Annotated in this window: 14 protein-coding genes; 10 read left to right on the forward strand and 4 right to left on the reverse strand. The window is 68.1% G+C overall.

What is annotated here, in order from left to right; all coding sequences use genetic code 11:
- Positions 1–112: 112 nt before the first annotated feature.
- Positions 113–1,975, reverse strand: coding sequence for an MFS transporter (locus ACIBKX_RS31155; RefSeq protein WP_363269955.1), 1,863 nt, complete (start codon positions 1,973–1,975; stop codon positions 113–115).
- 592 nt (positions 1,976–2,567) lie between these two features.
- Between ACIBKX_RS31155 and ACIBKX_RS31160 the strand changes: the two genes are divergently transcribed.
- The 4 genes from ACIBKX_RS31160 to ACIBKX_RS31175 all read left to right on the forward strand — a co-directional run bounded on the left by ACIBKX_RS31160 (position 2,568) and on the right by ACIBKX_RS31175 (position 6,293).
- Complete coding sequence (locus tag ACIBKX_RS31160; protein WP_363269954.1) at positions 2,568–4,775, forward strand: glycoside hydrolase domain-containing protein; 2,208 nt, start codon at positions 2,568–2,570, stop codon at positions 4,773–4,775.
- 29 nt (positions 4,776–4,804) lie between these two features.
- The gene (locus ACIBKX_RS31165) at positions 4,805–5,122 is read left to right on the forward strand and encodes a hypothetical protein (RefSeq protein ID WP_363269953.1); all 318 of its coding nucleotides are present in this window, start codon (positions 4,805–4,807) and stop codon (positions 5,120–5,122) included.
- Positions 5,123–5,150: 28 nt separating this feature from the next.
- Positions 5,151–5,843 carry a twin-arginine translocation signal domain-containing protein gene (locus tag ACIBKX_RS31170; RefSeq protein ID WP_399376694.1) on the forward strand — a complete coding sequence of 231 codons (693 nt, stop codon included), beginning with the start codon at positions 5,151–5,153 and terminating at the stop codon, positions 5,841–5,843.
- A 99-nt stretch (positions 5,844–5,942) separates the two neighbouring features.
- Positions 5,943–6,293, forward strand: coding sequence for a LuxR C-terminal-related transcriptional regulator (locus ACIBKX_RS31175; protein ID WP_363269951.1), 351 nt, complete (start codon positions 5,943–5,945; stop codon positions 6,291–6,293).
- On the opposite strand, the gene ACIBKX_RS31180 is transcribed toward ACIBKX_RS31175, so the two are convergent.
- Both ACIBKX_RS31180 and ACIBKX_RS31185 read right to left on the reverse strand, forming a co-directional pair.
- The gene (locus ACIBKX_RS31180) at positions 6,199–7,107 is read right to left on the reverse strand and encodes a hypothetical protein (RefSeq protein WP_363269950.1); all 909 of its coding nucleotides are present in this window, start codon (positions 7,105–7,107) and stop codon (positions 6,199–6,201) included. The genes ACIBKX_RS31175 and ACIBKX_RS31180 overlap by 95 nt on opposite strands.
- 29 nt (positions 7,108–7,136) lie before the next feature.
- Positions 7,137–7,577 carry a hypothetical protein gene (locus ACIBKX_RS31185; protein WP_363269949.1) on the reverse strand — a complete coding sequence of 147 codons (441 nt, stop codon included), beginning with the start codon at positions 7,575–7,577 and terminating at the stop codon, positions 7,137–7,139.
- A gap of 222 nt (positions 7,578–7,799) precedes the next feature.
- Between ACIBKX_RS31185 and ACIBKX_RS31190 the strand changes: the two genes are divergently transcribed.
- From ACIBKX_RS31190 to ACIBKX_RS31200, 3 genes are read left to right on the forward strand one after another with little or no spacing between them, the layout of a single operon-like run.
- The gene (locus ACIBKX_RS31190) at positions 7,800–9,014 is read left to right on the forward strand and encodes a peptidoglycan-binding protein (protein WP_363269948.1); all 1,215 of its coding nucleotides are present in this window, start codon (positions 7,800–7,802) and stop codon (positions 9,012–9,014) included.
- A 44-nt stretch (positions 9,015–9,058) separates the two neighbouring features.
- Positions 9,059–9,787 (forward strand): ABC transporter ATP-binding protein, encoded by a 729-nt coding sequence (locus ACIBKX_RS31195; RefSeq protein WP_399376579.1) that lies wholly within the window; start codon positions 9,059–9,061, stop codon positions 9,785–9,787.
- Positions 9,778–11,019 carry an ABC transporter permease gene (locus ACIBKX_RS31200; RefSeq protein WP_363269946.1) on the forward strand — a complete coding sequence of 414 codons (1,242 nt, stop codon included), beginning with the start codon at positions 9,778–9,780 and terminating at the stop codon, positions 11,017–11,019. The genes ACIBKX_RS31195 and ACIBKX_RS31200 overlap by 10 nt, the downstream gene beginning before the upstream one ends.
- 98 nt (positions 11,020–11,117) lie before the next feature.
- Here the strand turns inward: ACIBKX_RS31200 and ACIBKX_RS31205 are convergent, their stop codons facing one another.
- Positions 11,118–14,333, reverse strand: coding sequence for a D-alanyl-D-alanine carboxypeptidase (locus ACIBKX_RS31205; protein WP_363269945.1), 3,216 nt, complete (start codon positions 14,331–14,333; stop codon positions 11,118–11,120).
- A 207-nt stretch (positions 14,334–14,540) separates the two neighbouring features.
- Between ACIBKX_RS31205 and ACIBKX_RS31210 the strand changes: the two genes are divergently transcribed.
- The 3 genes from ACIBKX_RS31210 to ACIBKX_RS31220 all read left to right on the forward strand — a co-directional run bounded on the left by ACIBKX_RS31210 (position 14,541) and on the right by ACIBKX_RS31220 (position 17,027).
- Positions 14,541–15,305: a GPP34 family phosphoprotein gene (locus tag ACIBKX_RS31210; RefSeq protein ID WP_363269944.1), complete on the forward strand. Its 765-nt coding sequence runs from the start codon at positions 14,541–14,543 to the stop codon at positions 15,303–15,305.
- 407 nt (positions 15,306–15,712) lie between these two features.
- Positions 15,713–16,570, forward strand: a complete 858-nt coding sequence (locus ACIBKX_RS31215) for a helix-turn-helix transcriptional regulator (protein WP_363269943.1) — start codon at positions 15,713–15,715, stop codon at positions 16,568–16,570.
- Positions 16,571–16,817: 247 nt separating this feature from the next.
- Positions 16,818–17,027 (forward strand): DUF397 domain-containing protein, encoded by a 210-nt coding sequence (locus ACIBKX_RS31220; RefSeq protein ID WP_363269942.1) that lies wholly within the window; start codon positions 16,818–16,820, stop codon positions 17,025–17,027.
- Positions 17,028–17,118 lie beyond the last annotated feature (91 nt).

Raw genomic sequence — 17,118 nt, forward strand, 5'->3', positions numbered from 1 at the left:
CTGCTCGAGCGCAGCCGAGAGCTTGGGGAAGCCGGCAACCGGCGACAACGCCGCAGATCGGCGTGCCAGACCCCGCGGCCCGCGGCATGATCCGCGGGACAGGCCCTAGGCCCTAACGCCCGCTCTCCGCCAGCTCCTCCGGGCAGGCCGTGCCGCGCGGGAGCTGGTAGGGGGCGCCGAGGCGGTAGGTGCCGGGGCCGGGGGCCAGGAGTTCGGTCCACTTGTCGCCGTCGGCGTTCTCCTCCGCCTCGATGAGGCAGCCGTTGCGGTTCTCGAACTCCTTGGGCAGGTCGTCGTCGGACTCGCGCCGCTGCTTGGACTCCTCGGTCTCCTCCGGCCGCTCCACGCCCTTGCCCTCGGCGTCGACGATGCTCAGCCACGGCGAGTACGGGACACGGATCAGGACCCGGCCCGGCTCCTTCACGTCGATCGTCCACTCGCCCTGTTCGGCGCGCTTGACCACGGCGGGCGGATCGGCCAGCGGGGTCGGGTCCTTGACCTCGTACAGCTGCCAGTTGGAGTCCACCCACACCTGCTCGAGATAGGGCAGGCCCTTCTCCACGAGCGCGGCCTCCCGCTTGCCGCCGTCGCCGTCGGGCTCGCCCTTGGGCACCACCACGTAATGCACGGACCAGCGCTGCAGCCACTCGTGGTAGTTGGCCGAGTTGAGGGTGTCGTCGTAGAAGAGCGGGTTGCGCTCCATGTCCGCCTGCCGGTTCCAGCCGCGGGCGAGGTTCACGTACGGGGCGAGGGCGGACGCCTCGCGGTGGCTGCGCGCGGGCACCACCTCGACGCGGCCCTTCTCCGCGCCTACCTCCTGCAACTCGTTGACCAGCGGCGCCAGCTCACGCGTCCAGGACGCGACCGGCCTGGCGTGCACGACGTCGTCCCCGGCCTTGAAGCCGATCCAGCCGACGAACCCGACGATGCCCACCATGATCAGGTACCACTGGCGGGACTTGGGCACGACGTACGGCAGTGCGGCGAGCAGCGCGACGCCCGCGAAGGACATCGCGAGGCGGGTGATGTTCGAGCCGATCTGCGAGTTGATGAGCCAGACGCCGAGCACGAACGCCGCGTAGACCGCCGTCGTGATCCGGACCGTCTTCCACTGCTTCGGTACGAGGAAGAAGACGAACCCGGAGTAGAGCAGCGGCAGAGACGCCGACCCGAACGACATCGGCTGCGTGCCGGAGAACGGGAAGAGCCAGGCGGAGATGCCGACGACGACGGCCGGCGCGAGGCCGAGCGCGTACGCGCCGGGGTAGCGCTTACTGAGGAACAGCGCGACGGCGACCAGGCCCACGAAGAGCCCGGCGACCGGGCTGCCCATCGTGGCGAGCGCCGCGAACGGCGCGGCGACCAGGGCCTTCGCCCACCGCTTGTACCGCCAGCGGTAGGGCCAGCAGAAGACGGCGGCGACCGCCATCAGGGCGAACATCTGGCCGAGTCCGTAGGTCACGCGGCCCGAGATCGCGTTGCAGAGCAGCGCGAAGACGCCCATCAGCGCGGGCCACAGCGGCTGCTTCACCGCGCGGCTGCGGATCAGGATCATCGTGAGGAGCGCCGCCGAGAGCGTCCCGGCGACCATCATCGTCGTCCGCACGCCGAGCACCGACATCAGATACGGCGACACGACGCTGTACGACACCGGGTGCATCCCGCCGTACCAGGCGAGGTTGTACGCGGAGTCCGGGTGCCGTCCGACGAACTCCGCCCAGGCGTCCTGGGCGGCGAGGTCGCCGCCGCCGCTGGCGAAGGCGAAGAACCAGACGAGGTGCAGCACGGCCGCGGAGAGGGTCGCGATGGTCACCGGGTGACGCAGGATCCGCTTGGCCCGAGGGGTCGGCTCGGGGGCTGCGGGCTCGGGGCGGCGCTGCGCGGGCAGCCTTATTCGGGCGCCGGTGCGGGTGCTGCCGCCACCGGTGCCGTCAGGATCGGCGTCGTCGGCTCGCGTCGGCTCCGCTGTGGCCACTGAAGGCTCTCCCCGTGTTGTCCGTGTCTCCGGAGTACCCGGGTCCGAGTCAGTGAGGCGTTCGTCCCGGAACCCCTGTCCTTCACCCCGGCGTACTGCCCCCCGAGCTTGTGACGCTAGCACGCAGGCGTGGAGGGGCGCCCGGAGCAGCCGCCTCCCACGACGCTCGAAGCAGTTGCAGGGTTGCCCACGATTTTCATACCTGATTGATCACGAGTGCACACCAAACATCTCTTTACATTCGGCAAATCAGGATACTTCATCCCATTTCGACCTTGACTGGATATGGCTCGAATTCGGAAAATGATGATCATTATCCGGATCACGTCATCGCTTCGACCGGCGGCAGTCAAAGGGGGCTCTTCAACTACCGCGGATGGTCCACCGATTGGCGGACCGTGGTCCGCTGCATCGCGCGACACCTGCCTCATCAACAGCAAGTGCAGCCCAAGCTGCCCCAGCGCCACCAGGCGCACCTTTGGCGTGCCCGCCCCGAGCTCTGCCGGGCCGGCACGCCACCACACAACGCCTCCACGGGACGACTCGGCGGCATGAGACCGCCTGCCACGACCCGGGCGGCAGGAGGAGACCCATGGCCGACGAGATGGTGAAGCGTGCCCAGAGGTTCGTGAACACGACCTACAACAACGGTGCCACACTCGGCTTATCCAAACTGGCGGAGGACGGGAAAACCGGCTGGCCCACGATGTACGCCCTGACCCGGGCGCTCCAGTACGAGATGGGCATCAAGGCCCTGTCGAACGCCTTCGGGCCGACCACCCTGGCCACGATCGCCGAAAAGTACGGCAAGCTCGACGAGAAGACCATCCCGTCCGCCAATTTCTGCCGCATCATCCAGGCGGCCCTGTACTGCAAGGGCTACGACGGCGGCGACATCGACGGCAAGTACAACGACCGGGTCAAGGCATCCATAGCCAGGCTGCACAAGAACATGGGGGTGGACGGCACCTACCCGGACAGCTCCCTGTGGCCGAAGGTGGTCAAGGGTCTGTTCAACATGGACGCCTACGTCACCATCAGCGGCGGCTCGGACACCATCCGGTCCATTCAGCAGTGGCTGAACGGCAAGTACATCCTGCGCAAGGACTACTACGCCATACCCTGCGACGGTCACCACTCCCGGGACGTCGCCAAGTCGATGCTGCTCGCGATCCAGTACGAGCTGGGCATGGCCGACGGCGTCGCCAACGGCGCCTTCGGCCCTGGCACCCGGTCCGGCCTGAAGTCCCACACGGTCTCGGTCGGCACCACCGGTGTCTGGGCGATGCTGTTCACCGGGGCAATGATCCTCAACAAGCGCAAAGTCCCCTTCGGGAACTTCACCGCCGAGGTGAAGGCCGGCGTGGAGAGCTTCCAGTCCTTCAGCAAGCTCAAGGTCACCGGCCTCGGCGACTTCGAGACCTGGGCCTCGCTGCTCGTCTCATACGGCGATCAGTCCCGCAAGGGAACGGCCTGCGACGGCGTCACCATGATCACTCCGGCCCGCGCGGCGGCGCTGAAGAGCGCCGGGTACAAGTACGTCGGCCGGTACCTGTACAACCCGGACCCCAATCCGAGCGGAGACCTGAAGGAGAAGCAGATCCAGCCCGGCGAGCTGGCCACCATCAAGAAGGCCGGTCTGCGCTGCTTCCCAATCTTCCAGACGTGGAGCCGGTCGGCGGACTACTTCAGCTACAACCAGGGCGCCGGCGACGCGTTCCGCGCGATCGAATGGGCCCGGGTCCACGGGTTCAAGCCGGGCACGATCATCTACTTCGCGGTCGACTACGACGCCATGGACGGCGAGGTCACCGAGTACGTGATTCCGCACTTCCGCGGAGTGATGCGGACGATCGGTGAGAACTCCGGGTACGGCGTGGGCGTCTACGGTCCGCGCAACGTATGCCAACGCGTCGCGGACGCCGGGTACTCCGCGACGAGTTTCGTCTCCGACATGTCCAGCGGTTTCTCCGGCAACCTCGGCTACCCGCTGCCCACCAACTGGGCCTTCGACCAGATCGCCACCATCAGCGTCGGCTCGGGCGACGGCAAGATCGAGATCGACAACAACATCGCGTCCGGCCGCGACGCAGGCCAGGGCGACTTCGACGCCGGGTCCTCGCTCAGCGGCGCGGACAGGGACCTGGACAAGAAGGCCTACCGGGACGCGATGCTGAAGGACGTCCAGAACTACCTGACGTCGATCGGTGTCCCCGAGACCGGCGGAGACGAGTGGAACGACAAGGACTGGGCCACCCTGGGCGGCGTCCCCACCACCAAGGCATTCGACATGGTGCTCAGCGCGGACTGGCTGTTCACCTCGATGGCGCGACAGCTCAAGCTCCGCAAGGCCCTCATCCAGGCGCCGGTGCTGTGGGAGCTGCGGAAGCTGAACCCGGGGGACGCCGCCGCCGACGAACTGGTCAAGAAGGGCGTGAAGGACGACAGCAGCACCGGCTGGGGGCAGATCTTCGCCTGGGTGACGATCGCGGCCCGCAACTACTGCATGCAGCAGAAGATCATCAACGGCACGCCGCTCACCAGTGCCGACACCCGGGCAGTGTGGAAGAAGCTCAACGAGGACGAGACGTACAACATCCGCTCGGTCGCGTACCTGACGATCTACAACGCCCACCAGCTCGGCATCGCCCGGCCGAGCCTGACCACCAGCCTGGCCGACACTCAGGCCCTGCTGGCCCGTTACAACGGGACCGGTGCCGACGCGAAGCAGTACGGCCGTGAACTGGTCGGCCTGTACAAGGTGTTGGAGAACTACAACGCCCTGTCGCGCGGCAAGTGACGACCGTCACGAACGGAGGGTGAGAACGGATGACAAGGCACTGGTCGGCGCCGCTCCTGGTGAACGTGCTGCTCGGCATACCGGCAGTGATACCGATCTGGCTGCTGTGGTACCTCGCGGCGAACTGGCCGCTCGCCGAACTCGGCCTGACCACAAGGGAACCGACGGAGAACGACGGCATGCTGGTCTGGCTGCCGATCGTCGTCCCCGTCGTCGGCCTCTACAGCCTGCTCTGGTGGCTGGCCAACCGGCCCCTCCGGCGCAGGACCACTCTCACCCCGCGCGTGTACTGGTCGCTCAGTGTCCTGGCCACGCTCCTGCCGACGATCGTCCTCATCACCCTCTGAGAAAGGCACAGAAAACATGCAGCACGACATGCGGGACGGCTTATCACGACGGAACGTGATGAAACATGCCGGCGTCATCACGGCCACCGTCGCGGTGGGTTCTCTCGCAACGGGCACGGCCATGGCGTCGCCCGCGCAGAACCGGAAGGCAGCGCCTTCCGAGGCGCCCACGTCCGCGAACGGCTGGCCCTTGGAGAAGGAGGCGAACCACATCTCCACGGTGTGGACCCGCCCCGTCCCCGGTACCGGCCTCGAGGTCGACGTCCGGATCGGCGACGCGGAGATGATCCTGCTCCACGTCATCCGGCGCTTCCACTACGAGGTCGAGCAGCTCCCCCGGATCGACCTGGCCGGCTGGCGCCCGATCGACGGCCTGCACAAGGACCTGCCCGAGTCGAATCTCGCCTCCGGCACCGCGGTGCGCATCCGCCCGGGCGCCGCCGCGAAGGGCGGGCTCTTCCCGCTCCAGGAACTGGTGGTGCGCGACATCCTCGCCGACTGCCAAGGCGTGATCCGCTGGGGCGGCGACAACAATCCGGTCGACGAGTCGCTCTTCTACCTCGACCGCGGCCCGAACGACGAACGGGTGCGCCAGGTCGCCGACAAGCTGCGCACAGGAGAAGCGACCCCGGGCGAGGGGGCCGGCGCGGAGGTGGACGTGGTGGCCGCCTCGCGACGCGAGCAGGCGAACCGGCTGGCCCAACGGCAACGCAAGCGCTGAACCCCACGCCCAGAGGCCACGGCCACCACGACCACGAACAGGACGTGGTGGCCGTGCGGGCCACGACAGCCGGAATGACATCACCGCAGAGGCGACCACATGACCCGACCCGAGATATCACGGCCTGCAGGTGCTGCGCCGGAGGGCTGCAACGGACAGGAGCTGCTGATCGTGCAACTGCTCTACAGCGGCCTCGACGACGCGGCCATTGGCCGGCGGCTGGGGATGAGCCAGCGCACGGTGCAGCGACGCGTCCACACCCTGATGCTCCGTCTGGAAGCGCCCGGGAGAGTTGCGCTGGGCGCCAAGGCCCAACAGCTCGGCTGGCTGGAGCCGCCTCGGGCCCGGCCGCGCCCTAGCGGGACCCTTCGAGTACCTGCTGCGCCTTGCGCACCACGTCAGCAGTCTGCCTCCGCACCGCGTGCAGCGGGACTGACTTCTCCTCGATAAGCCGCTTCTGCCAACGCGTCTCCTGCTCGTACCAGGTCTGATTGACCCGGTGCTTCTCGCGGCAGTCGAGGTCTGTGAGGGCTACCGCGAGCTCCGCATCGCTGATTTCCTGCTCGGCGAAAGCCGCGTCGTCATTGGCATCCATCGGGGTTTGGTAGTCATAGCCCTGCTTCTTCATACAGGCCGACCAGGATTCGAATGCCTTTCGCACGACGGGCTCCCGCTGAGCTCTGCTGTGCGCATCGTTGGCCATCGCCTCGGCCAGCTCCGTGAAGCTCTCGCCGGTGGTGCCCTCGCCCAGCTTCACCGATACTTCCCGCGCGCAGCCGCCGATCCCATGCCCTTCGGCCGGCCCTTCGCTTTTTCCATACAGGGCCGTGCGCTCGGCCTGCGAGAGTTCCTGCGTGAGATCTGTGACCTGTGCCGTGGCTTCCTCATGCGCCTTGAGCCGTTCCGGGTCAGGGTGATATCCCCATCGCTCGACATCGTCACGTTCCCAGATCCCATAGCGCCCGTCAGTCAACGATTGACCGCCGATCTCGGGAAGTTCGGGGGGCTGGTTGTACGAAAACCCCTGCGCTTCCATACAGTCCTTCACCAGCGCAGCACGCGCCTGCGTGATCGCCTGCTCCTCCTTTCTCGTCGGCAGATATGCCTCCACGGGGAGTGCCCACGCACCGTCGGCGGCCCCATCGCCCGCCGGTTTGTCTGATTCGCCGCCGCTCGCACAGCCGGACACCACGGCCACCGTCAGCGCACAGGCCGCCCACCGCACCACAAGGCCACGCGACCTGCCGCTCTTGCCGCCAGTCATGTCCTCAAACCTCCGCTTCCCTGGCCGGGTCAGCTGTGCCACTTGAAGGAAGCGTTCTGGTTGTAGGTGTTGTTCAGATTCCTGGACGTGTTCGGACGGAGAGTGTCGGAAGCACCCTTCCACCAACTGTTGAAATAGACCGTGGCCTTGTAGGTGCCGCTCTTGTTCCGGGCAGAGGCCGCATTGTTCTTGACCGGCTTCCCCGACCCACTCTTGTATGGAGCACGCGTGTCATCGCAATAGCGGAAGGGGCCGAGGTAGCTGGCACCTCGGTCGAAATTCCCCTCGGAGTAACCGAAATACCGGTAAGCACCTTGCTGATTCGATTTGTAGCGCAGGGCGAAATCCCACCCGGCGTCGCATGCCTTCGTGCCTACATTCTTGTCCGTCGCCGATGCCGATGCGCCGACGCCTATCACGAGGCAGGCACCGGAGAGCACCACCGCGACTCTGCGCAGCTTCTTGTTCATCTTCTTCTCCCTCAATTACGAAACAGTCAATTCGTGACCAAACTGATCTACCGGTTTCCAGTTGAACTTTGCAAACCAAACCTGCACTCATGGCGCATTTACGACAACACTCACCAAGCTTTATGCCATATGTCCAAAATATTCACTTCCGAGACGGGTGATTCCGGATAGCTTGAGCCGGAATTGACCCTGTGCCGCACGGCAAGCCGGAGGGAAAGAACCATGACGACCGAGCAAGCGACGACACTGGGCAGGCGGCGCCGTACGGTGGTGATCCTGGTCGCCGGAGCGGTCCTCCTGACCGGCACAGGAGCGGCAGCGGGCCAGCTGATCAAGTCGCCGCAGCAAGCCGCAGCCGAGGCCGGTCCCCCCGAACCGGATGTGCTGACCGCACCGGTGGAACGACGCGTCCTCAAGGACACTGTGGTGACCCGTGGTCTCGTCCGGGCCTCGCACACCCTGGACATCAGCACGGCCGGTCCAGGCGGAAGCGATTCCTCCCGATCCATCGTCACCCGTGTGAAGGTCAAGCCAGACGACAAAGTGTCGCCGGGCCAAGTCCTCGTCGAAGTCTCCGGGCGCCCCGTCTTCGTGCTCCGCGGCAGCCTCCCCGCCTATCGTGACCTGCGGCCCGGTCTGCATGGCGACGATGTTGCCCAGCTGCAAAAGGCCCTGGCCGAAACGGGTTTCGGCACCGAGGGCGATGCCCCGGGACGGTTCGGCACCGGCACCGCGCAAGCCGTCAAACGTCTCTATGAGTCTCTCGGCTATGACCCGTCACGAGGCGGAGAGAAGGCCGAAGGCGCCACCGGCGGATCGTCCATGGTCCCGGTCGTCCCGGTCTCCGAGCTGGTCTACGTACCAACCTTCCCGGCGCGCGTGGAGACCGTGCCCGCACGGGCCGGGCGTGAACCGGGAGAAAAGCTGGTGACACTCAGCACTGGTGACCTGACGGTACGCGGCGTCCTCAGGCCCGACGAGAAGAACCTGGTGCGCACGGGCCAGCAGGTCGAGATCTCTTCCGAGATCACAGGTACGACCGCGAGCGGCACGGTCAGGTCGGTTGCCCGCGAACTGTCCGACGGCAAGCAGGACGGCGCACCCGACTCCCGCGCCGGGTACGCGTTCATCGTCGCCCCCGACAAACCGCTCCACCCCAAGCTGTCCGGCCAGGACGTGCGCCTCACCGTGGAAGCGGCGACATCAGACGGAAAGGTGCTGGTGGTACCCCTCTCGGCGGTCACCTCCGGCGCCGACGACAAGTCGGCTGTCACGGTGTGCACTTCGGACGGTGAGCAGCGACGGGTACCGGTACGCACCGGCATATCCGGTGACGGCTATATCGAAGTCACTCCGACCGGGGGCGGGAAGCTGCGGCAAGGCAACGCCGTCTCCGTCGGTGTCGAGTCCACCGCCCGCAGCAGGCGTGTCCAGTGACCCCACGCATGCCGACCCCTGAGGCCACTACCCCCGTATTGGAAATGCGCGGGGCCGCTCTCACCTACGCCGGCCCGCCCCCCGTGGAGGCGCTGAAGCCCTGCCACATCCGCATCCACCCCGGCGAGTACGTCACCATCACGGGCCCCTCCGGGTCCGGCAAGTCCACGTTCCTCAATATCGCCGGGCTTCTTGATGCGCCGACCCAGGGCACCTGCCTCCTCAACGGCACCGACACCACGACCCTTTCCGAACGAGACCGCACTGCTCTCCGCGGCGGCCGTATCGGCTTCGTCTTCCAGTCCTTCCATCTCGTCCCGCACCGCAGCGCTGTGGAAAACGTCATGCTGGGAATGCTCTACAACCCGGCTGTGGCCCGGCACGAACGCACCGCACTGGCCCGCGACGCCCTGGTGCGGGTAGGCCTCGGCCACCGCCTCAACGCGGTACCCACGCGGCTCTCTGGCGGTGAGTGCCAGCGTGTGGCCATCGCCCGAGCACTGGCAACCGCTCCCTCGCTCCTGCTGTGCGACGAGCCCACTGGAAACCTCGACACAGCGACCGCGGCCGCTGTTCTCGACCTCCTCGACGCCCTGCACCAGGACGGCATGACACTAGTCGTCATCACCCACGCCCCGGAGGTCGCCGACCGCGGCGACCGCAGACTGCACATCCGGGACGGCGAAGTCAGCGACATACGGCGTGGTGGCCCGGACTCCACCCGGGCGACCCATACGGCAGCAGAACCGAACGGAGCGGCACCGTGCGCCTGATCCGCCGGGCGCGGGCCGACCGCACCCGCTCCCACCTCGGCCTTCGGGATCTGCTGAGCGAAGCGCTGGCTGGCGTGTTGCAGCGACCGGGACGGTCCACACTCACCTCACTGGGCACCGTGCTCGGCGTGGGCACTCTGGTCACCGTGCTGGGGCTGACGGCCACAGCCTCGTCGCAGATCGACGCCCGCTTCAACCAGCTCACCGCGACCGAAGTGACGGTCAAGGACACCGGCGGCACGGACTCCGACACCGTCGCCAACTCCTTTCCCGCTGACTCTGACTCCCGGATCGAACAGCTCAACGGCAGTCTCCACGCGGGCGTCTACTGGACCGTGGGACTCGGTCGGAACAATCTGATCGGTGCATCCTCAGCGCCCGGCGCCGAACGGGAGCGCGCTACGACCGTGGCCGCCTCTCCCGGTGTCCTGCGGGCTGCCGGGGCACAGCTGCGCCACGGGCGCGTCTTCGACCGTTTCCACGAGCAGCGCCACGAGCGAGTCGCCGTCATCGGCAGCGCCCTCGCCTCACGCCTCGGCATCACGAGCCTGCGCGGCAACCCGGCGATCTTCATCGACGATGCACCGTTCACCGTCATAGGCATCATCGAGGATGTGGAACGCAAGCCCGACCTGCTGCTGTCCGTCGTGGTACCCCGGAGCACAGCAGAGGTGCTCTGGGGCGGACCCGAACCGGGCGAACGCGCCCGGATGCTCGTCTCCACCCGGCTCGGCGCGGCACAGCAACTGGCCGGAGAGACCGCGATGGCGCTCGACCCCGCTCATCCCGAGCGATTCGCGGCCGTGCCCCCGTCCGACCCACGAACGCTGCGCACCACGGTGACCGGCGACCTGGAGCAGCTCTTTCTGTTGCTGGCTGGGGTGTGCCTGGTTATCGGAGCGGTCGGTATCGCCAACACCACGCTCGTCGCCGTACTGGAAAGGACCGGTGAGATCGGGCTCCGCCGCGCGCTGGGCGCCCGGCGCCGCCACGTCACCCTCCAGTTCCTCACAGAATCCGGCGTCCTGGGCACTCTCGGCGGCCTCGTCGGAGCCGCTGCGGGCACCGTCGCGGTCGTCACCGTCGCCTACCTCCGCGAGTGGACCCCTGTCACTCACCCCGCGGTGCTGGTCGCGGCTCCTGTGACCGGCCTGGTAACCGGGCTGCTCGCCGGCCTCTATCCGGCGTGGCGCGCCAGCCGCGTGCCGCCTGCGGAGGCACTACGCCGGTGAAAGCCTGTGTCCCCTTCCCTCCCGGGAAGGGGACACAAACCCCCGGACCGGGGCGGATGGCCCACCACGGCAGTCCACAGGCATCAAGCCCTTGAGCGTCAGCCCACACGCGTCAGCTTGTCGCCGAAGCCCGGTTCGACGAGGTCGCTCTGCAGGGCCACCGGCACCTCGACCGCGCCGCCCTTGCCGTCGCCGACGCTCAGCACGCCGACCTCGGTTCCCGCCTTCGCCGAGTGCGGGATGGTCTTGCCCTTCCGGTCGTTCAGCTCCAGCTTGACCGTCAGGCCCGACCAGCCGACCGCCGAGACGTCCTTGGTGGCGACGACGGGCGTGGACCCGCCGAGCCCGTCCTCGACCTCTCCCACCACATCGCCCTTCTTCACGATGGTCTTCGCGGTGAGCGCCTCCTGGCCGGCCTCGATGAGCTTGCGGGTGACGGCGGTGACCTCGTCGATGTTGGCCACGCCGTTGTCGCCGTACTGGCCGAGAGCGGCGCCGATGATCGTCTGCTCCTCGCCGTCGATCACCTTCTTCGCGGCGAAGAGGATGTTGCCGCCGGCCGCGGTGGTGGTGCCGGTCTTGATGCCGATCGCGACGGTCGGGACGAGGCCGAAGAAGTTCTTCTGCTTGTCGCCGTTGAGGTCGATGTAGTTGGGCTGCCGGGAGATCTCGTTGAAGACGGGGTTCTTCATCGCGGCCCGGCCGAGCTTCACGAGGTCCTCGGCGGTGGAGACGGTCGTCTTGTCCAGGCCGCTGGGGTCCGTGTAGTGGGTGTTCTTCATGCCCAGCTCCTTGGCCGTCTTGTTCATCTTCGCGACGAACTCGTCCTCGGAGGTGCTCTTGGTGTCCCAGCGGGCCAGGAGCTTGGCGACGTTGTTGGCGGACGGGAGCATGACCGCCTGGAGGGCCTCGTACTCGGTGATCTTCTGGCCCTCGGTGACCTTGACGACCGACTCGTTGGCCGGCTTGCCCGTCTCGTAGTGCTTCTGGGCGGCGGCGTCGACGGGGATCTTCGGACCCTTGTCGCCCTTCTCCAGCGGGTGGTCGCGGAGGATCAGATAGACCGTCATGACCTTCGCGATGCTCGCGATCGGTACGGGCTTCTGGTCGCCGGAGGTGCCGAACGTGCCGATGCCGTTCACGTCCATCGCGGCCTGGCCCTCCCCCGGCCACGGCATGGTCGGCTTACCGCCCTCGAAGCTGACGGAGTCCTGCGCGGTGAGCTTCAGGGTGGGCGTCGGGAGAGGCCGTACTGCCTGTACGACCGCAAAGACGATCACCAGGAGCAGGACCAGCGGCGTCCAGATCTTCACCCGGCGCACGGCGGTGCGGACCGGGGTCTCCGGCGGCGGCGGGGTGTTGGTCAGCTCGGCGAGCAGGTCGAGCGGGGGCTTGGGCGGCAGCGGCTGCTGGGTGGTGCGCTCGGGGCCGACGTTGCCGGGCGCGGGCGGCTGCGCCGGGGCTTCGGCCGTGGCCTTGGCGCCACCCGCGCCGGCCGCCTCGTCGAGCGGCTTGAGCGCGACGAACTTGCTGGTGCGCTCGGCATCACTCTCGGACCTGGGAGCGGCTACATCCTTTGCTCCCGCCTTTGCATCCGCGCCCTTCCCCTTGCCGCCGGGCTTGTGGTCGCCCAACTTGAGCATGGTGGTCGGCTGATCGACAGCCTTGGGCGGCAGCGCACGAAAGACGGCGGTGGCTTGGTCTACCGGGGGCTTGGTGTCGTCGTCAGGATCAGCGTCCGGCTTGGCGCCCGCCGAGGGCTTGGCATCCGCCGAGGGCTTCGCGTCCGCCGAGGGCTTCGCGTCGCTGTCCGACTTCGCGGGCACACCGGCTCCGGGCTTGGAGTCGCTGCCGGGCTTGCTGGACTTGGCGTCGGCGGGAGCGTCGCTCTTGGCCGGGGCGGGAGTGGCGGAGGCGTCCTTGGCGGAGGCGTCCTTGGCGGAGGCGTCGTCCGAGGCCGGAGCGTCGCCGCTCTCGGAGGCGGCACTCGCGGTCGGCGTACCGGCCTTCGCAGCGGCTTCGTCCCCGGCGGGAGCGTCGCCCTTGGCGGAGGCGTCGTCCGTAGCCGGAGACTCGCCACCGCTGGAGACGTCGCTCGCAGCCTGCGCACCGGCCTTCCCAGCGGCCTCAGCCCCGACGGGGGCACCGCTCTTAGCCTTGGCTTCGCCCTTGGCGGGAGCGTCAGCGTCGGCGGAGGCATCGTCCGGGGCCAGGCCTTCATCGCTCCCGGAGACGGCGCTCACGGCCGGGGTACCGCTCTTGGCCGTGGCGGGAGCCCCGTCCTTGGCGGAGGCGTCGTCCGCAGCCGGAGACCCGCCACCGCCGGAGACCTCGCTCGCAGCCTGCGTACCGGCCTTCCCAGCGGCTTCGCCCCCAGCGGGAGCGTCGCTCTTCGCCGGGGCGGGAGCCCCGGCCTTGGCGGAGACGTCGCCCTTGGCCTTGGCCGCTCCCTCGGCGGAATCCGTCGGAGCCTCGCCGCTCGCAGAGGCGGAGCCCACAGCCTGCGTACCGCCCTTCGCGGCGGCTTCGCCCCCAGCGGGAGCGTCGCTCTTCGCCGGGGCGGGAGCCCCGGCCTTGGCAGAGGCGTCGCCCTTGGCCTTGGCCGCTCCCTCGGTCGGGGCAGCGCCCGCCGCAGGGGTCTCGCTCTTGGCCGGGGCAGGAGCCTCGGCGTCCGCGGAGGCGTCGTCCGGGGCCGGGGCTTCGTCGCTCTCGGAGGCGGGGCTCACAGCCGGGGTACCGGCCTTCGCTGAGGCAGCGGCATCAGCCGAGGCGCCACCCTTGGCGGCCACGTCGGCATCGGCAGCCTCGTCCTGGGCAGCCCCCTCGGCCGCGCCCTCGTCCTGGGCATCGCCCCCGGCAGACGCGTCACCCGAAGCCGTGGCACCGTCCTCCGCAGGCTCACCGCCCTCCGAAGCGGCACGGGCAACGGCACCGGCGCCGTCAGCATCCGAAGCCTCAGTCTCGCCCTCCGCGGGCCCGTCCCCCGCGACCCACGCCGCCACCGCGGCCCGCAGCCGCGCGTCGCCGTTCGCCTCGCCGCCGGACGCGGCGGAAGCGCCGGACGCGCCGGGCTGCTCCGGATCCGGTGATCCGGCGGAGCCACCCTCTGTCACCGCCTTCGTCGAGAAGACAGCCGTCGCCTGGTCCTCCCGCACCGCGTCGGTGGACCGCGCCGCCGGCACCTCGCGGGCCACCGCGAGGCGCGGGTCGGTGGTCGGCTCAGCGGTCGGGTTCCCCGACGACTTGCCCGACGACTTCCGCTGCTTCGACCTGTCGGGGGTCTCGCCCGCCACCGATGCCTCCTCGTACGCCATGCCGTTTGCGTTGCCACGCGTTGCCGTTGCGCCAGAACCGGCCGGACCCGTTGTCCGAACCATGTCCCAGTGTCCTGTGTGAGGGCTTAACCCCCGTGGTAGACGAGAACGACATACCTACTGGTTCCCGTACTTACCGGTCACGCACTCTCGACAGACCAATGTGAGAGGGGTCACCCTGTCATTCATCCACGCGGGGAGGCATGGATGGGCAGGAGCCGCAGAACAATTCCGGAGGAGCTTCTGCTGCTCGCTTTGGACCCGGCCACGGGTACCACAGCGCAGCCGCAGTCGCTCGACCTCGGTCTGGCCGGAGCACAGCTAGTGGAGCTGGCGCTGGCCGGACGGATAGCCCCAGACGGGGATCGTATCGCCGTGGTGATGCCACGGCCGACCGGAGATCCGACTCTGGACTCCGCACTGGAACTGCTGCGCAGGCGCGGCAGCCCGGTTCGGGCGGTCCACTGGATTGGCGGGCCCCGACTGGGGCTGCGCCAGATCTACCTCGCGCACCTGGAGCGGTGCGGCATGGTGCATGCCGTATCGGGCCAGATGTGCGGAGTACTGCCGACGACTCGCTACCAGGCGACGGACACGGCGATCAGCCGGGACATCAGGGCCCGGCTGGACAGCGCGATCCGCACCGGCGTACCGCCGGACCCACGGACCGCGGCGCTCGCCGCACTGGCCCACGCGGTCGGTCTCGGCAAGCACCTGTATCCCGGGAACGAGGGGCGTTCATCCCGCTCCAGGCTCCGGGATCTGATCAGGCACGACCCCATGGGCGGCCTCGTGGCACACGCCGTGATGGACGTCCAGAACGGCGTGGCCGCTCAGCCGCGCCGCAGTCCGGCCCCAGCGGGACCGGGCGGGCAGGGCGGTGGCCGGCAGGCGGCCAGGACCGCTCCGGAACCAGGCGTGGTCCCGATGCAGCCGCGCCGCGGATCCATGGCACGCGCCGTGGCCCACTGAGCCCGGCCGGGCGGCAGTCCCGGCCGAGCAGCCAGCAGTGACGTCACGGCACCAAGGGCAACAAGGGCAACAGGCACGACAAGGGCATCAGTCGCACCGCCCAGCAACACCAGCACCGCAACAGCCACGCCGCACCGCAGTCCCCCAGACCCGGTTCGGGAGCCGCTGGGCCGCGCGGGGCACCGGCACCGGGCCGTCCGGACGACGACACCGGTACCACCGCCCCGCGCGGCCGCACACCACGGGCGCCGAGCGATCGGACCGCACCCCTCACACCAGTCCTCGTCACCGTCCGCACACCCGTCTTCACATCGGCTGTTTCCCAGCGGTGCGCGGCGCGTTGGTGGCACTCTGCTGAACAGCAGACACGCAAAGTAGAGGCTTGTTGTAGTCGGAGGTGCACGTCCGTGGCGTCCAATGTCAATCCCACCGTCAGGCGACGCCGGTTGGGCCAGGAGCTGCGTCGGCTCCGTGAGCTCAAGGGCATGACGGCCGAGGAGGTCGCCGAGCGCCTGCTCGTCTCGCAGTCGAAGATCAGCCGTCTCGAGAACGGCCGCAGGTCCATCAGCCAGCGCGACGTACGCGATCTGTGCGGCGTGTACGAGGTCGAGGACCACCGCATCGTCGACTCCCTCATGCAAATGGCCAAGGACTCCCGCCAGCAGGGCTGGTGGCACTCCTTCGGCGACATCCCGTACAGCGTCTACATCGGCCTGGAGACCGATGCCGCGTCCCTGCGCGTCTACGATCCGCAGGTCGTCCCGGGTCTGCTGCAGACGCGGGCGTACGCCGAGGCGCTCATCACCGGCGCGCTGCCGGAGACCACGCCGACGGACATCGAGAAGCGCGTCCAGGTCCGCGTGCGCCGCCAGGAGCGCATCTCGGCCCCGGAGAATCCTTTGCGCTTGTGGACCGTCCTCGACGAGTCCGCGCTGCGCCGCGTCGTCGGCTCCAAGCATCTGATGCGCGATCAGCTGGAGCATCTCGTCGAGCAGTCCCAACTGCCGCACGTGACCGTCCAGGTCATTCCCTTCGAGATGGGCGCACACCCCGGCCTCAATGGCCAGTACGCGATTCTCGAGTTCCCGGACGCGGCGGACTCCAGCGTCGTCTACATCGAAGGCGTCACGAGCGATCTCTATCTGGAGAAGGCCAACGACGTGCAGCAGTACAGCGTCATGTACGAGCATCTGCGTGCCCAGGCGCTGAATGTTGATCAATCGCGCCAACTCATCGCGGACATCGCGAAAGAGTACGCGCGCTGAAGTGATCTGTGAGTTCTGACGGATACGTCGGATATGTGATGCCCCTACGCGGGGAAGGCGCCGCACGGTACACCTTTCCCGCGTCGGGGCGGAAGACCCCGCTGGAATATGCCATCCGGTTGAGTGAACGGTCCCTTCACGTATCGATGTTGGCGAGTAGCGTCATTCACGCCATCAAGCAACAACTGTTGGCGAAGCCGCGCACAGCGGTGACCGCAACTCGACAACTGGGCGAACCGGAGTAACCATGGCAATTCACCAAGGCGCTACGCACACCTGGGTCAAGTCCTCGTATTCCACGGGAAATGGCGCGTGTGTGGAGGTCAAGTCCCCGATTTCCGAGGCGATTTCCGTGCGGGACTCGAAGGTCACCGAGGGCCCTGTCCTCGCCTTCCCCGCCGCCTCTTGGCGCGCGTTCGTCACCGAGGTGGGCCGGGAGACCTCACTCCTCGGCTGATTCGCACCACAGCGCACAAACGCACCTGGGGAACAGTGCGAGATCAACAACCAAATACGCACCACCGATTGAGCCCTCTCGACTGGCCCGC

It is taken from the genome of Streptomyces sp. NPDC050658 (assembly GCF_044457025.1).
Classification (GTDB): domain Bacteria; phylum Actinomycetota; class Actinomycetes; order Streptomycetales; family Streptomycetaceae; genus Streptomyces.

What these genes read in the sequence shown, in the direction of transcription:
- ACIBKX_RS31160 (WP_363269954.1), top strand. Translation starts at nt 2,568, where the DNA reads ATGGCCGACGAGATGGTGAAGCGTGCCCAGAGGTTCGTGAACACGACC.
- ACIBKX_RS31165 (WP_363269953.1), top strand. Translation starts at nt 4,805, where the DNA reads ATGACAAGGCACTGGTCGGCGCCGCTCCTGGTGAACGTGCTGCTCGGC.
- ACIBKX_RS31170 (WP_399376694.1), top strand. Translation starts at nt 5,151, where the DNA reads ATGCGGGACGGCTTATCACGACGGAACGTGATGAAACATGCCGGCGTC.
- ACIBKX_RS31175 (WP_363269951.1), top strand. Translation starts at nt 5,943, where the DNA reads ATGACCCGACCCGAGATATCACGGCCTGCAGGTGCTGCGCCGGAGGGC.
- ACIBKX_RS31180 (WP_363269950.1), bottom strand. Translation starts at nt 7,107, where the DNA reads ATGACTGGCGGCAAGAGCGGCAGGTCGCGTGGCCTTGTGGTGCGGTGG.
- ACIBKX_RS31185 (WP_363269949.1), bottom strand. Translation starts at nt 7,577, where the DNA reads ATGAACAAGAAGCTGCGCAGAGTCGCGGTGGTGCTCTCCGGTGCCTGC.
- ACIBKX_RS31190 (WP_363269948.1), top strand. Translation starts at nt 7,800, where the DNA reads ATGACGACCGAGCAAGCGACGACACTGGGCAGGCGGCGCCGTACGGTG.
- ACIBKX_RS31195 (WP_399376579.1), top strand. Translation starts at nt 9,059, where the DNA reads ATGCGCGGGGCCGCTCTCACCTACGCCGGCCCGCCCCCCGTGGAGGCG.
- ACIBKX_RS31205 (WP_363269945.1), bottom strand. Translation starts at nt 14,333, where the DNA reads ATGGCGTACGAGGAGGCATCGGTGGCGGGCGAGACCCCCGACAGGTCG.
- ACIBKX_RS31210 (WP_363269944.1), top strand. Translation starts at nt 14,541, where the DNA reads ATGGGCAGGAGCCGCAGAACAATTCCGGAGGAGCTTCTGCTGCTCGCT.
- ACIBKX_RS31220 (WP_363269942.1), top strand. Translation starts at nt 16,818, where the DNA reads ATGGCAATTCACCAAGGCGCTACGCACACCTGGGTCAAGTCCTCGTAT.